The sequence below is a fragment of the Pseudonocardia tropica genome, assembly GCF_040105315.1.
In the GTDB taxonomy this organism is placed as follows: domain Bacteria; phylum Actinomycetota; class Actinomycetes; order Mycobacteriales; family Pseudonocardiaceae; genus Pseudonocardia; species Pseudonocardia alni.
In genome coordinates, this window is record NZ_JBEDNP010000002.1 from 84400 (window position 1) to 98058 (window position 13659).

14 protein-coding genes are annotated in these 13659 nt (G+C 73.0%); 7 read left to right on the forward strand and 7 right to left on the reverse strand.

Features of this window, described 5'->3' with window-relative positions:
• Positions 1 to 48 precede the first annotated feature (48 nt).
• Genes WHI96_RS03650 through mptB form a run of 4 tightly spaced genes read right to left on the reverse strand, consistent with a single transcriptional unit; the run spans position 49 to position 4447 of the window.
• Positions 49 to 1035 (reverse strand): COX15/CtaA family protein, encoded by a 987-nt coding sequence (locus tag WHI96_RS03650; protein WP_425571625.1) that lies wholly within the window; start codon positions 1033 to 1035, stop codon positions 49 to 51.
• A gap of 15 nt (positions 1036 to 1050) precedes the next feature.
• The gene (locus WHI96_RS03655) at positions 1051 to 1806 is read right to left on the reverse strand and encodes an ABC transporter permease (RefSeq protein ID WP_345647293.1); all 756 of its coding nucleotides are present in this window, start codon (positions 1804 to 1806) and stop codon (positions 1051 to 1053) included.
• 35 nt (positions 1807 to 1841) lie between these two features.
• The gene (locus WHI96_RS03660) at positions 1842 to 2753 is read right to left on the reverse strand and encodes an ABC transporter ATP-binding protein (protein ID WP_345647052.1); all 912 of its coding nucleotides are present in this window, start codon (positions 2751 to 2753) and stop codon (positions 1842 to 1844) included.
• Complete coding sequence (gene mptB / locus WHI96_RS03665; protein ID WP_345647055.1) at positions 2750 to 4447, reverse strand: polyprenol phosphomannose-dependent alpha 1,6 mannosyltransferase MptB; 1698 nt, start codon at positions 4445 to 4447, stop codon at positions 2750 to 2752. The genes WHI96_RS03660 and mptB overlap by 4 nt, the downstream gene beginning before the upstream one ends.
• A gap of 201 nt (positions 4448 to 4648) precedes the next feature.
• Between mptB and WHI96_RS03670 the strand changes: the two genes are divergently transcribed.
• The 7 genes from WHI96_RS03670 to WHI96_RS03700 are packed head-to-tail and all read left to right on the forward strand — an operon-like array spanning position 4649 to position 11133.
• Positions 4649 to 5470, forward strand: coding sequence for a helix-turn-helix transcriptional regulator (locus WHI96_RS03670; protein ID WP_345647296.1), 822 nt, complete (start codon positions 4649 to 4651; stop codon positions 5468 to 5470).
• Positions 5454 to 6890, forward strand: coding sequence for a Fe-S cluster assembly protein SufB (gene sufB, locus WHI96_RS03675; RefSeq protein WP_062395386.1), 1437 nt, complete (start codon positions 5454 to 5456; stop codon positions 6888 to 6890). Before WHI96_RS03670 ends, sufB begins: the two co-directional genes overlap by 17 nt.
• The gene (gene sufD, locus WHI96_RS03680) at positions 6887 to 8077 is read left to right on the forward strand and encodes a Fe-S cluster assembly protein SufD (protein ID WP_224402333.1); all 1191 of its coding nucleotides are present in this window, start codon (positions 6887 to 6889) and stop codon (positions 8075 to 8077) included. Before sufB ends, sufD begins: the two co-directional genes overlap by 4 nt.
• Positions 8078 to 8131: 54 nt before the next feature.
• On the forward strand, positions 8132 to 8917 hold the full coding sequence (sufC, locus tag WHI96_RS03685) for a Fe-S cluster assembly ATPase SufC (RefSeq protein ID WP_251782405.1): 786 nt from the start codon (positions 8132 to 8134) through the stop codon (positions 8915 to 8917).
• A 2-nt stretch (positions 8918 to 8919) separates the two neighbouring features.
• Positions 8920 to 10257, forward strand: a complete 1338-nt coding sequence (locus WHI96_RS03690; protein ID WP_345647060.1) for a cysteine desulfurase — start codon at positions 8920 to 8922, stop codon at positions 10255 to 10257.
• Between the two features lies 1 nt (position 10258).
• The gene (sufU, locus tag WHI96_RS03695; protein WP_062395379.1) at positions 10259 to 10723 is read left to right on the forward strand and encodes a Fe-S cluster assembly sulfur transfer protein SufU; all 465 of its coding nucleotides are present in this window, start codon (positions 10259 to 10261) and stop codon (positions 10721 to 10723) included.
• Complete coding sequence (locus tag WHI96_RS03700; RefSeq protein WP_020624271.1) at positions 10720 to 11133, forward strand: metal-sulfur cluster assembly factor; 414 nt, start codon at positions 10720 to 10722, stop codon at positions 11131 to 11133. The genes sufU and WHI96_RS03700 overlap by 4 nt, the downstream gene beginning before the upstream one ends.
• Positions 11134 to 11193: 60 nt before the next feature.
• Here WHI96_RS03700 and WHI96_RS03705 read toward each other — a convergent pair whose 3' ends face one another.
• Genes WHI96_RS03705 through WHI96_RS03715 form a run of 3 tightly spaced genes read right to left on the reverse strand, consistent with a single transcriptional unit; the run spans position 11194 to position 13558 of the window.
• On the reverse strand, positions 11194 to 12021 hold the full coding sequence (locus WHI96_RS03705) for an arylamine N-acetyltransferase family protein (RefSeq protein ID WP_345647064.1): 828 nt from the start codon (positions 12019 to 12021) through the stop codon (positions 11194 to 11196).
• A gap of 42 nt (positions 12022 to 12063) precedes the next feature.
• Positions 12064 to 13074: an adenylate/guanylate cyclase domain-containing protein gene (locus tag WHI96_RS03710; RefSeq protein WP_349302342.1), complete on the reverse strand. Its 1011-nt coding sequence runs from the start codon at positions 13072 to 13074 to the stop codon at positions 12064 to 12066.
• Between the two features lie 34 nt (positions 13075 to 13108).
• On the reverse strand, positions 13109 to 13558 hold the full coding sequence (locus WHI96_RS03715; RefSeq protein WP_345647068.1) for a universal stress protein: 450 nt from the start codon (positions 13556 to 13558) through the stop codon (positions 13109 to 13111).
• Positions 13559 to 13659 lie beyond the last annotated feature (101 nt).

Here is a 13659-nt window from a genome sequence, read left to right on the forward strand (position 1 = left end):
CAGAGTGCCCGAGTGTCACCCGATCGTGCAGCGGCCGGTCGGACCGACTCAGACCGACGCGGCGGCGGGCTCCGGCGCGGCGGTGTCCGCCGGGTCGCCGGTCGGTGTGGCGCGGGGGTCGACGGCGGCCGGGCGGGTCGCGGTCCCGGCCCACACCCAGGCGGCCGCGGCGGCGGTCAGACCGGCGCCGAGCACGTGCAGCGACACCAGCAGCTCCGGGACCCCGAGGGCGTACTGGACCCCGCCGAGCGCGCCCTGGGCGAGAACGACCACGACGAGCACCCGGAAGCGGCGCAGCAGCGACCGCGGGGCGGACACCGCGTGCAGCAGGAACCCGAGCCCGACCAGGGTGCCGAGGTAGAGGAACAGGGTGTCGACGTGCAGCTGTGCGAGCGCGGGGATCGGCACGTCCAGGCGCGGGGTCTCCGGGTCGCCGCCGTGCGGACCCGCCGCGGTGACCAGGGTCCCCGCGACGAGCAGGACGCCCAGCACGGCGGTGGAGAACAGCACCAGGCCACGCCCGGCGACGGGCACGGTGCGGGTGACCGGGCCGTCGGCCTCGCCGGCGGCGCCGACGAGCAGCACCGCGAACCAGACCAGCACCATCGAGGCCAGGAAGTGCAGCATCACCGTCCACCAGGCCAGCCCGAGCAGCACGGTGATCCCGCCGATGACGGCCTGCGCGACGACGCCGAGCGGCATCGCCAGCGCCAGCCCGGTGAGCCGGCGACGCCGCGGCCGGGTGTACAGCGCGCCGAGCAGCGCCGCGCCCGCGGTGAGCACCACCAGGATGCCGAGCAGCCGGTTGGAGAACTCGATCCACATGTGCAGCGGCGCGATCTCGGCGTGGTCGACCGGGATCATGCTGCCCGGCTCGCACTGCGGCCAGGTCGAGCAGCCGAGGCCGGAGCCGGTCACCCGGACCACCGAGCCGGTCACCCCGATCCCGATCTGGGCGACGAGGTTCGCGATCGCCAGCCGGCGCATCAGCACCGGCGGGGTGGAGGGCACGCGCGACAGCAGCACACTACGCATCGTAGAAGACGGGGCTCAGGTCCAGCGCACCAGCCGCGACGCCGCCACCCCGGCGACGACGGCCCAGCCGGTCAGCACCAGCAGCGGCCCGGCCGGGGGGAACTCGCCCGCGCCGAGGGCCGAGCGCAGTGCCTCGGCCAGCGCCCCGGAGGGCAGCCACGGCGCGAGCGCCGCCAGCGGCCCCGGCAGGTCGGCCACCGGCACGACGATCCCGCCGGCCAGCAGCAGCGCGAACCACACCAGGTTGGCGACGGCGAGCACGATCTCCGCGCGCAGCGTCCCGCCCAGCAGGATGCCCAGCGCCCCGAACGCCGCCGCACCCAGCAGTACCGCCAGCACGGCGCCGTCGAGCCGGGCACCGGCGGGGGACCAGCCCAGCAGCGCCGCCAGCACGCCGAGCAGCACCACCTGGATCACGACGACGGCGGCGACCGCGGCCAGCCGCCCGCACACCAGCAGCCAGCGGGGCAGCGCCGTCGCGGCCAGCCTGCGCAGCGCGCCGTAGCGGCGGTCGAAGCCGAGCGCGATGGCCTGGCTGGTGAACGCCGAGCTCATCACGGCCAGTGCCAGCATGGAGGCGAACAGCCACGCCACCCGCGGCTCCGGGGCGGGCACCGCGGGCACGAGCGTGAGCCCGGCCAGCAGGGCCGCCGGGATGAGCAGGGTCAGCAGCACCTGCTCGGCGTTGCGCAGCGCGAGCCGGGTCTCCAGGCCGCCCTGGGCCCGCAGCATCCTCAGCACCCGGCCGCGGCCGGGTGCGGGGGTGAACATGCCGTCGGGGAACGGCGGGGTCGTCCGCGGGGTCGTCACGGTCGCAGCTCCCGTCCGGTGAGGTCGAGGAAGACGTCCTCCAGGCTGCGGCGCACGACCTGGACGTCGTCGGCGAGCACGCCCTGGTCGGCGCACCACGAGGTGATGGCGGCGAGCGCGCCCGGGTCGATCCGGCCGCGGACCCGGTAGCGGCCGGGGGAGGTCTCGCAGCTGGTGTAGCCGGCGGGCAGCCGGGCGTCGAGACCGGCGACGTCCATCCCGGGCCGGGCGCGGAAGCGCAGCTCGGTCTGGTCGCCCGCGGTGAGCTGGGCGGGCGAGCCGTGCGCGACGACACGGCCGTGGTCGATGATCACGACGTCGTCGGCGAGCTGCTCGGCCTCGTCCATCAGGTGGGTGGTCAGCAGCACCCCGACGCCGTCGCGGCGCAGCGCCCGGACCAGGTCCCACACCAGGTGGCGGGCCTGCGGGTCCAGACCGGCGGTCGGCTCGTCGAGGAACACCAGCTCCGGGCGCCCGACCACGGCGCACGCCAGCGCCAGGCGCTGCTGCTCCCCGCCGGACAGCCGCTTGTACGGGGTGCCCGCCCGCGGGCGCAGGCCGAGCACGTCGATGAGCATGTCCACGTCGAGCGGGTGCGCGGCGCAGTCGGCGACCAGGTGCAGCATCTCCCCGGTCCGCACGGCCGGGTAGGCGCCGCCGCCCTGCGGCATGACGCCCACCCGGGGGCGGACGGCCTCGTCGGCCGGGTCGTGGCCGAGGACCCGCACCCGTCCGGCCGAGGGCGCCCGGAACCCGGTGCACACCTCGACCGTCGAGGACTTCCCGGCGCCGTTCGGGCCGAGCAGGGCGAGCACCTCGCCGCGGGCGAGGTCGAGGTCGATCCCGTCGACGGCGGTCGTGGCGCCGTAGCGCACGACGAGGCCGCGGATCTCCAGGGCGGCGCTCACCGGGCGGGCTCCGGGTCCGACGGCGCGCGGGTCCCGGCGCCGGCGTCGCCCGGGGTGCCGGTTCCGTCCGTGCCGTCGTCCGGGCGGATCGGGTCACCGGCGTCGACGGTGTCGCCGGGGGACCGGATCAGCCGGGCGACCACGTACAGCGCGAGGGTGTACATGGCGGCGCCCGCGGTGATGGCCAGCGGCAGCTGGAACCCGCGGAAGAAGAAGTCGGCGCCGGTGGGCGGCACGACCAGCGCGAGCACGACCGACAGCAGCAGCAGGCCACGGCGGTAGAACGGCATCGCCCGGGTCGCGACCAGCGGCAGCAGCGCCCAGAACAGGTACCAGGGGTGCACGACGGGGCCGAGCAGCACGACGGCGCCGAGCCCGAGGCCGGTGCCGGTGACCGGGTCGACCCTCCCGCGCAGGCAGCCGAGCAGCAGCACGACCACGATCACCGCGATCGGCAGCACGAACAGGCTGCGCATCAGGCCCATCGTGGTCTCGGTGTGGTCGCCGAGCCCGGCGAGCCTGCCGACCTGCCCGGCGAGCAGCCCCAGGTTGGTGCTGATCGACATGGGCGAGATGAGCACGCTGGGCGCGGAGAGCCCGCGCACCCAGTTGAAGCCCAGCCCGGTGGCCAGGCTGAAGAAGGTGAGCACGGCCGCGGCGATCGCGGACAGCCAGGCCGTCATCACGGCCCAGTCGACGAGCCTGCCGCCGCGCCTGCGGACCAGGTACACGCCGACGAAGCCCAGGGCGAGCAGCGCCGGGAGCTTCACCGAGGCCGCGGCGACGACCAGCGCGGCACCGCCGGTGATCCGCCACCACGGCTGGACGGTGTCGTCGCGCCCGAGCATCACCCAGAGCCCGAGCAGCAGCAGCGGCAGCATGATCGATTCGTTGTGGATGCCGCTGACCATGTGGAACAGCACCAGCGGGTTCGCCGCGCCGAGCCACAGGACCAGGCCGGCGTCGAGGTCGAACCGGGAGGCCAGCCGGGGCAGCACCCACACCATCAGCGCGACGCCGACCAGCGCGAGCAGCCGGTGCTCGAGGATGCCGAGTACCACGTTCTCCCCGGACAGCGCGGTGATCCCGCGCCCGAGGCCGAGGAACAGCGGACCGTAGGGCGCCGGGGTGTCGCGCCAGACCGTCGGGATGCCGCGGACCAGCGGGTCGTCGATGCCGAGCGCCTGCGCGGGGCCGATCGAGTACGGGTCGATCCTGCGGGCGAGCGTCGCGCTCTGGGCGAGGTAGCTGTAGATGTCCTTGGAGAACATCGGCGGCGCCAGCGCCAGCGGCACCCCCCACAGGATCGCGGTGCGGCCGAGCTCGCGGCGCTCGGGCGCGGGGTGGTGGGCCCCGCGGGTGGTGAGCATCCGGGCGATCCACAGCCAGGCCGTGACCACCATGAGCATGCCCGCGTAGGTGACGGCGATCGCGAGGGTGACGTTGCGCGAGGGCAGCCCGATCACGCGCAGCCCGTTGAGCGGGTTCGGCACCGGGAAGGCCCCGGAGCCCAGCGCGCTGATCCCCATCAGGAGCGCGCCGGTCAGGCCGAGGATCCGCGCGATCCGGGCCTGTTCGCGCAGGCCGCGCCGTGCCCGGTGCCCGGTCGACGGCGGTGCGGCGGGGGGATCGGACGGCGCCGCACGCGTCGGGGGGTCGTCGCGCCCGGGCGGGGCGACCTCGGGCGTCACCATGGGAGAAGAGGCTAATGGTGCGGCCACGGGGGGGCCGGAACCGGCCCTCACCTGCGTGTGGAGTGAGCCCGGTCACCACGGTGGGGGGTCTGTTTTGCCGTACCGACCGATATACGCAACACTGATGTTGTGAAAACGGACCGGACAGCGCCGCGGCGCCTCGACGACCCTGCCTGTGGGCACGGCGTCGGCGGCGACGTCGTGGTGCCCGCCGGTTCCGCGACGGGTACCCGCGCCCTCGTGGCGCGGGTGCTCATGGAGCAGGGTCCGGTCACGGCCGCCGTCGTGGCGGCCGAGCTGGAGCTCACCGAGGCCGCCGTGCGCCGGCATCTCGACGCGCTGATCGCCGACGGCGAGGCGGAGGTCCGGGCCCCGGTCCGGTCCGCCCGTCCGCGCGGCCGCGGCCGTCCGGCCCGGGAGTACCTGCTCACCGACACGGGCCGGGTCCGGTTCGGGCACGGGTACGACGACCTGGCCACCCAGGCACTGCGCTTCCTCGCCGAGACGGCGGGGGAGGAGGCGGTCGACGCCTTCGCGCGGCACCGGGTGCGCGAGCTGCTCGGGTCCGACCTCGATGCGGTGACCGCCCCGGCGGAGCCCGCAGAACGCGTCGAAGCGCTGGCCCGGGTGCTCAGTGCCCGCGGCTACGCTGCGCAGGCCCGCCACGGCGGCTTCGGGGTGCAGCTGTGCCAGCACCACTGCCCGGTGGCCCACGTGGCCACCGAGTTCCCGGAACTCTGCGAGGCCGAGACGCGTGCGTTCGCCGAGCTGCTGGGTACGCACGTGCAGCGGCTGGCCACCATCGCCCGCGGCGACGCCGCGTGCACCACACACGTCCCGCTCGAGGATCCCGAACTCCTCGCGCGGGCGAGAGGTAAGAAGCAAGGCCGTTCCGTCACCGTGAGTGGGAGACCCACTGCGCAGGTGCGGCAGGTGCAAGAAGAAGGGGGCTCCGCCGACGGCGGGACCCTCTCCCACCACGGTCCCCGAAAGGGAGGCAGTCCTTATGACGACCACTCCTGATGTGCGCACCGAGCTCACGCAGGAGGAGACGATCGCGGCGCTCGGCCGGTACGACTTCGGCTGGGCCGACTCCGACGAGGCGGGCTCCATCGCGAAGCGTGGCCTGTCCTCCGAGGTCGTCGCCGACATCTCCCGCCTGAAGAGCGAGCCCGAGTGGATGCTGGAGTTCCGGCAGAAGGCGCTCGACATCTTCGGCAAGAAGCCGATGCCGCGCTGGGGCTCCGACCTGTCCGGGATCGACTTCGACAACATCAAGTACTTCGTGCGCTCCTCGGAGAAGCAGGCAGCCACCTGGGACGACCTGCCCGAGGACATCAAGAACACCTACGACAAGCTGGGGATCCCGGAGGCCGAGAAGGCCCGCCTGGTCTCCGGTGTCGCGGCGCAGTACGAGTCCGAGGTCGTCTACCACTCGATCCGCGAGGACCTCGAGCAGCAGGGCGTCATCTTCCTGGACACCGACACCGCGCTGAAGGAACACCCGGAGCTGTTCCGGGAGTACTTCGGCTCGGTCATCCCGTCCGGTGACAACAAGTTCTCCGCCCTGAACTCCGCGGTCTGGTCCGGTGGCTCGTTCATCTACGTGCCGCCGGGCGTGCACGTGGACATCCCGCTGCAGGCCTACTTCCGGATCAACACCGAGAACATGGGCCAGTTCGAGCGGACGCTGATCATCGTCGACGAGGGTGCCTACGTGCACTACGTCGAGGGCTGCACCGCGCCGATCTACAAGACCGACTCGCTGCACTCGGCCGTCGTCGAGATCGTGGTCAAGAAGGGCGGCCGCTGCCGCTACACCACGATCCAGAACTGGTCGAACAACGTCTACAACCTGGTCACCAAGCGCGCCAAGGCCGAGGAGGGCGCGACCATGGAGTGGGTCGACGGCAACCTCGGCTCCAAGGTGACCATGAAGTACCCGGCCGTGTGGCTGATGGGTGAGCACGCCAAGGGCGAGGTCCTCTCGATCGCGTTCGCGGGCGAGGGCCAGCACCAGGACGCCGGCGCCAAGATGGTCCACCTCGCGCCCAACACCTCCTCGACGATCGTGTCGAAGTCGGTGGCGCGCGGCGGCGGGCGCACGTCCTACCGCGGCCTGATCCAGGTCAACCCGCGGGCGCGCAACTCCCGCTCGACGGTGAAGTGCGACGCGCTGCTGGTCGACACGATCTCGCGCTCGGACACCTACCCCTATGTCGACATCCGCAACGACGACGTGTCGATGGGGCACGAGGCCACCGTCTCCAAGGTCTCCGACGACCAGCTCTTCTACCTGATGAGCCGTGGTCTGACCGAGGACGAGGCCATGGCCATGGTCGTGCGCGGGTTCGTCGAGCCCATCGCGCGCGAGCTGCCGATGGAGTACGCGCTGGAGCTGAACCGGCTGATCGAGCTGCAGATGGAGGGTTCCGTCGGATGACGACGAGTGACGTTGCCGGCCTCGCGCCCGAGCTGAAGGGCGCCAAGGAGGGGCAGGGCGAGGTCCCGATCGCCTCGGCCGGCGAGCGCTTCCAGTCCTTCGACGTGGAGGCGTTCGAGGTACCCGGTGGCCGCGAGGAGAACTGGCGGTTCACCCCGCTGCGCCGGCTCAAGGGCCTGCACGACGGCAGTGCCGCGTTCGAGGGCACCGCGCCGGTCTCGGTCACCGAGGCCGCCGGGGTGACCGTCGAGAAGGTCGGCCGCGACGACGCCCGGATCGGCGAGGGCGGTGTCCCGTTCGACCGGGTCGCCGCCGCGGCCTGGTCCGGGTTCGGCGAGGCCACCCTGGTCACCCTGGACGGGGAGAAGCTCGATCCGGTGACCGTCACCGTGGACGGCCCCGGCGAGGGCGTCACGGCGGCCGGCCACCTGCACATCCGCACCACCCCGCACACGCAGGCCACGGTCGTCGTCGTGCACCGGGGGTCGGGCGTGCTGGCCGACAACACCGAGGTCGTCCTGGGCGACGGCTCGCAGCTCACGCTGGTCGTGACCGAGGAGTGGGCCGACGACGCCGTGCACGTGGGCGCCGAGCACTACTCGATCGGGCGCGACGCCACCCTGCGGGCCACCACGGTCCAGCTGGGCGGTGACCTGGTCCGGGTCTCCTCGACCGTGCGCTACGCCGGCCCCGGCGGCGACGCCGAGCTCGTCGGGCTCGGCTTCACCGACGCCGGCCAGCACCTCGAGCAGCGGCTGCTGGTGGACCACGCGGTGCCGAACTGCAAGTCCAACGTGCTCTACAAGAACGCGCTGCAGAGCCTGACGAAGGACTCCTCGCACGTGGTGTGGATCGGCGACGTGCTGATCCGGGCCGCCGCCGAGAACACCGAGACCTTCGAGTTCAACCGGAACCTGGTGCTCACCGAGCACTGCCGCGCCGACTCCGTGCCCAACCTGGAGATCGAGACCGGCGAGATCGTGAGCGCGGGCCACGCCAGCGCCACCGGCCGGTTCGACGACGAGCAGCTGTTCTACCTGCGCAGCCGCGGCATCCCCGAGGACCAGGCGCGTCGCCTGGTCGTCCGCGGGTTCTTCGGCGAGGTCCTGAACAAGATCACGCTGCCGGAGCTCAAGGAGCGCCTCGAGGCGGCCGTCGAGGCCGAGCTCGCGCTCACCGGCGTCTGAGCGCAGCTCGGCACCGATTCCGCACACTTCCCGAATACGGAGCGACCACCACCGATGTCCACTCTGGAGATCAAGGACCTGCACGCCTCGGTCGAGACCGAGGACGGCCCCAAGGAGATCCTGCGCGGTGTGAACCTCACCGTCCGCGCGGGCGAGACGCACGCGATCATGGGGCCGAACGGCTCCGGCAAGTCCACGCTGGCCTACGCCATCGCCGGGCACCCGAAGTACACCGTCACCGGTGGCGAGGTGCTGCTGGACGGCGAGAACGTCCTGGAGATGTCGGTCGACGAGCGGGCGCGGGCCGGGCTGTTCCTGGCCATGCAGTACCCGGTCGAGGTCCCGGGCGTGTCGATGGCGAACTTCCTGCGCTCGGCGGCCACCGCCACCCGCGGCGAGGCGCCGAAGCTGCGGACCTGGGTCAAGGAGGTCAAGGAGGCCATGGCCGGCCTCGACATCTCCCCGGAGTTCGCCGACCGCTCGGTCAACGAGGGCTTCTCCGGCGGTGAGAAGAAGCGCCACGAGGTGCTCCAGCTCGAGCTGCTGAACCCGAAGTTCGCCGTGCTCGACGAGACCGACTCCGGCCTCGACGTCGACGCCCTGCGCGTCGTGTCCGAGGGCGTGAACCGGTACCGGTCGAGCGGCGAGACCGGCGTCCTGCTGATCACGCACTACACGCGGATCCTGAACCACATCAAGCCGGACCGCGTGCACGTGTTCTCCGGCGGCCGTGTCGTCGAGTCCGGCGGCCCCGAGCTGGCCGACGAGCTGGAGAAGAACGGCTACGTCCGGTTCACCCAGGCCGACAAGGCGGCGGCGGACCAGAAGGCACTGGCCTGACCATGACCCTCACCCACGGAACCGGGACCACGGCCGGCCACAGTGCCGATGCTCGTTCCGCCGGCGCTGCTCTCGGTGCCGACGCCGTGGCCCGGATCCGGGCGGACTTCCCGATCCTCGCGCGCACCGTGCGCGAGGAGAAGCCGCTGGTCTACCTCGACTCCGGTGCGACCTCCCAGCGGCCGCGCCAGGTGCTCGACGCCGAGCGCACGTTCCTGGAGCGGCACAACGCGGCCGTCCACCGGGGCGCGCACCAGCTCGCCGAGGAGGCCACCGACGCCTACGAGTCCGCCCGGGCACGCATCGCGGCGTTCGTCGGTGCGAACGACGACGAGGTCGTGTTCGTCAAGAACGCGACCGAGGGCATCAACCTGGTCGCCTACGGCCTGGGCAACGCCTCGGTCCGGACCGGGCTCGACGCCGCCTCCGAACGGTTCGCGCTCGGCCCCGGTGACGAGGTCGTCGTCACCGAGCTGGAGCACCACGCGAACCTCATCCCGTGGCAGGAGCTGTGCCGGCGGACCGGCGCGACCCTGCGCTGGTACTCCGTCACCGACGACGGCCGGATCGACCTCGACTCGCTCGAGCTCACCGACCGGACGCGGGTCGTGGCGTTCACCCACCAGTCGAACGTCACCGGCGCCGTCGCGCCGGTCGCGCAGCTGGTGGAGCGGACCGCCGCGGTCGGCGCGCTGACCGTGCTCGACGCCTGCCAGTCGGTGCCGCACATGCCGGTCGACCTGCACCGGCTCGGGGTGGACTTCGCGGTCTTCTCCGGGCACAAGATGCTCGGGCCCTCCGGGGTCGGCGTCCTCTACGGCCGCCGGGAGCTCCTCGAGGCGCTCCCGCCGTTCCTCACCGGTGGCTCGATGATCGAGACCGTCCGGATGGAGGGCGCGACCTGGGCGCCGCCGCCGCAGAAGTTCGAGGCCGGGGTGCCGATGACGTCGCAGGCCGTCGGCCTCGGCGCCGCGGTCGACTACCTCGGGGCGATCGGGATGGACACCGTCGCCGCGCACGAGGCGTCGCTGACCGCGGCCGCGCTCGAGCAGCTGTCCGCGATCGACGGGCTGCGCATCGTCGGCCCGCCCGGGGCGGAGCTGCGCGGGGGAGCGGTGTCGTTCGTCGTGGACGGCATCCACGCCCACGACCTGTCCCAGGTGCTCGACGACGCCGGTGTCGCCATCCGCGTGGGTCACCACTGCGCCTGGCCGCTGCACCGGCGCTTCGGCATCGTGGCCAGCGCCCGGGCGTCGTTCGCGGTGTACAACACCCTGGACGAGGTCACCGCGCTGGCCGACGGGGTGCGCGCCGCCCAGACGTTCTTCGGGACGGTGTGACGTGCAGCTCCAGCAGATGTACCAGGAGATCATCCTGGACCACTACCGCGACCCGCACGGTGCCGGTCTGCGCGAGCCCTACGACGCCGAGACCCACCACGTGAACCCCACCTGCGGGGACGAGGTCACGCTGCGGGTCAAGGTCGACGGGGACGTGGTCACCGACGTGTCCTACGAGACGCTGGGCTGTTCGATCAGCCAGGCGTCGGTGTCGGTGCTGCACGACCTCGTCGCAGGCAAGCCGGTCGGCGAGGCGTGGAAGATCATGGCGTCGTTCCAGGAGATGGCCCAGGGACGCGGCAGGGTCGAGCCCGACGAGGACGTCATCGGCGACGGCGTGGCCTTCGCCGGCGTCGCCAAGTACCCGGCGCGGGTCAAGTGTGCTCTCCTGGGCTGGATGGCATTCAAGGACGCGGTGAGCCGCACCGACGCCCGCATCGAGAACTCCGAGGGGAGTCCGGCATGAGCGAGACCACCGAACAGAGCACCTCCGAGGACGTGGTGCGCGGCGCGGCGGGCATGCCCGAGCCGCCCGCCCGGGCCGACGCCGGTGACGGCGCGACACTCGAGGCCCTGGAGGAGGCGATGAAGGACGTCGTCGACCCCGAGCTGGGCATCAACGTCGTCGACCTCGGCCTCGTCTACGGCATCGACCGGGACGGCGGAACCGCCGTCATCGACATGACGCTGACCTCGGCGGCCTGCCCGCTGACCGACGTGATCGAGGAGCAGACCCGCTCCGCGCTCACCGCCGGTCCCGACGGCGGCCTCGTCGACGACGTCCGGATCAACTGGGTCTGGATGCCGCCGTGGGGCCCCGAGAAGATCACCGAGGACGGCCGCGAGCAGCTGCGGGCCCTCGGCTTCCGGGTCTGACGACCCCGCACCGCCCCCGACGGGCCGGATCCCCACCAGGGGGTCCGGCCCGTCGTCGTCTCACGGGAAGTAGACCTCCCGCAGCCGGTCCTCCAGCCCCGCGACGGCGCCGGTGTCGACACCGAGGTGCTCCTCCAGCGCGTCCCGGACCCGGGCGGGGGAGGTGAGGTCGTGCCGCGCCACGTCGCCGTCGGCGGTGCGCACGGTGAGCCGGGTCCCGTCGAGGGTGGTCCGGTGCTCCGGGGTGGTGCGCGCGGCGACGAGCCCGGTCCGGAAGTGCGACGCCGGGTGGTGGGTCAGGTACCAGGAGCCCAACGCGAAGTCGACGTCCGGGGTGGGGGCCAGGTCGAAGACGTACTGGTCGGCCCAGTCACCGCTGCCGCGCCGCTGCAGGACCCAGGCGCCGTGGTCGTCGCGGGCGTAGCGGTAGGTCGCCTGCGGGGTGGGCTGCTCCAGTCCGGCGACGAGGCGCAGCGCGGTGGTCGGCACCGTCGAGCCGAACCCGGCGTCGACGGTGAAGCGGCCCTCCGTGGTGTCGACGAGGGTGAGCCGGTGGGTGCGCGACGTCGGCGGGTCCGCCGGGGCCAGGCCGAGGCGGACCCGGCCGACGAGCGGGGTGACCTGGTACCCCACCGCGGCCAGCACGTCGTACAGCAGGCGGTTGTGCTCGAAGCACCAGCCGCCGCGACGGCCGTGCACCAGCTTCGCCGCGACGCCGTCGGAGGTGGTCGGCGGCTCGACACCGGTGAACGGGTCGAGGTTCTCGAACGGGATGGTCGCGTTGTGCGCGGTCACGACCCGGTCGAGCAGCGCCCGGTCCGGTGTCGCCCGGTCGACCGCGAGGAGGTCGAGGTACGCGGCGGCGGAGGTGGTCACCGTGCTCGTCATGGTGCCCGAGGCTGTCACCTCGACCCGGGTTCAGGTCAAGGATCAGCGTTCGCGGGCGCCGCGCAGCGCCCACGCCCGCAGGTGGGAGTAGCCGCGGGTGTGCAGTGTCGCGATCCGCCGCAGGTCGAAGCGCGGGTCGTCGCGCAGCGACTCGAACATCTCCTTGTCGACCAGCACCGTGTCCGGGCGGGCCTCGGAGGTGAGCCGGGCCGCGACGTTGACGACCTCGCCGTAGACGTCGCCGTAGCGGGCCAGCACCATGCCGTGGGCGAGGCCGATCCGCAGCTGCGGCAGCGCCGGCTCGGTCCGGACCCGGTCGCGCAGGCCGAGCGCGATGGCGGCGGCGTCGGCGGGGTGCTCGGTGACGTAGAGGACCTCGTCGCCGACGGTCTTGATCACACGGCCCCGGCCGTTCGCGATGACCTCGGTCGTCACCGAGCCGAACCGCTCGATCATCTCGCCGAGCTCGTCCATCGAACGGCGGCGGGTGGTGCGGGTGAAGCCGACCATGTCGGCGAACCCGACCGACAGCGGCCAGGTGTCGGCCGCGATGTCCGCGGCGTCCATCCGCTGCGCCCCCGCGACCCAGCGCGACGCGGTCGCCGCGAGGTGGCGGCGCCACACGTAGGACTGCAGCGACTCCAGCTCGGGCAGCACGTCGGCGGCGAGCCGGGCCGCGTCGCGCGGGGTCAGCTCGCCGATGTGTGCGGCGGCGACCTGGACGAGCATGCCGATCTGCCACTCGGCCAGCCGCGACAGCGACTGCGCGACCGCGCGGGCGACGGCCTCGCGGGCGTTCTTGTCGGGCAGCCAGTCCCGGGTCAGCCGGGCGACGATGCTGGCAGCCTCCAGGTCGGCGCAGGTGTAGACGCGGTCCTCCGGGTCGGAGTCCGCGAACCCGAGTGCCCGCCAGAGCCGCCCCGACTCCTCCGGGTCGAGCCCGGCGGCCTCCACGAGCTCGTCGCGGGTGAACGCGCGGGGCGCGCCCAGGATGAACTCGTCCAGCGCCCCGTCGTCGATCTCGCTCCAGTCGATCGAGGCGGGGTCGGCCATCGGACGGGGCGGTCCGGGTTCGGACGTCACGCGATCACGTGGTGTGCACGACGAGCACGTCCACGCCGGCACGGCGGGTCGCGTCGGCGGGCACCGAGCCGAGCAGCCGCCCGGAGAAGGTGTTCAGACCGCGGTTGCCGACCACGAGCAGGTCGGCGCCGTGCTCCTTGACGGCCTTGCGGAGCACGTCGACCGGCGCACCGTCCTCGGCGAAGGTCGAGACGTCCTTCGCGCCGGCGGCGGCGGCCCGGTCGGAGGCCTCGCGCAGCGCCTCCTCGGCGGGGGTCCAGCCGGTGACGAGGAAGGCCTCGTCCTTCAGCGCGTCCTCCGCGGCCGCGGTGTCCTCGCGGCCGGCCGGGGTGTAGGCGGAGACGATGACCAGTGTCGCGCCGCTGTCCGCGGCCACCCCGGCCGCGCGCTCGACGGCCGCGAACGACGTCGACGAGCCGTCGGTACCGACGACGATGGTCTTGTATGCGGACACAGGTGCCTCCCGGGGAGCGGTCGCGCGTCGCCGGGCCTGCGGCCGGCGTCACCGCGTGCGACGACGCTACTACGTGGTATCCGAACAACGTGTCCCGACTC

What these genes read in the sequence shown, in the direction of transcription:
- WHI96_RS03650 (WP_425571625.1), bottom strand. Translation starts at nt 1,035, where the DNA reads ATGCGTAGTGTGCTGCTGTCGCGCGTGCCCTCCACCCCGCCGGTGCTG.
- WHI96_RS03655 (WP_345647293.1), bottom strand. Translation starts at nt 1,806, where the DNA reads ATGTTCACCCCCGCACCCGGCCGCGGCCGGGTGCTGAGGATGCTGCGG.
- mptB (WP_345647055.1), bottom strand. Translation starts at nt 4,447, where the DNA reads ATGGTGACGCCCGAGGTCGCCCCGCCCGGGCGCGACGACCCCCCGACG.
- sufB (WP_062395386.1), top strand. Translation starts at nt 5,454, where the DNA reads ATGACGACCACTCCTGATGTGCGCACCGAGCTCACGCAGGAGGAGACG.
- sufD (WP_224402333.1), top strand. Translation starts at nt 6,887, where the DNA reads ATGACGACGAGTGACGTTGCCGGCCTCGCGCCCGAGCTGAAGGGCGCC.
- sufC (WP_251782405.1), top strand. Translation starts at nt 8,132, where the DNA reads ATGTCCACTCTGGAGATCAAGGACCTGCACGCCTCGGTCGAGACCGAG.
- WHI96_RS03690 (WP_345647060.1), top strand. Translation starts at nt 8,920, where the DNA reads ATGACCCTCACCCACGGAACCGGGACCACGGCCGGCCACAGTGCCGAT.
- WHI96_RS03700 (WP_020624271.1), top strand. Translation starts at nt 10,720, where the DNA reads ATGAGCGAGACCACCGAACAGAGCACCTCCGAGGACGTGGTGCGCGGC.
- WHI96_RS03705 (WP_345647064.1), bottom strand. Translation starts at nt 12,021, where the DNA reads ATGACGAGCACGGTGACCACCTCCGCCGCCGCGTACCTCGACCTCCTC.
- WHI96_RS03710 (WP_349302342.1), bottom strand. Translation starts at nt 13,074, where the DNA reads ATGGCCGACCCCGCCTCGATCGACTGGAGCGAGATCGACGACGGGGCG.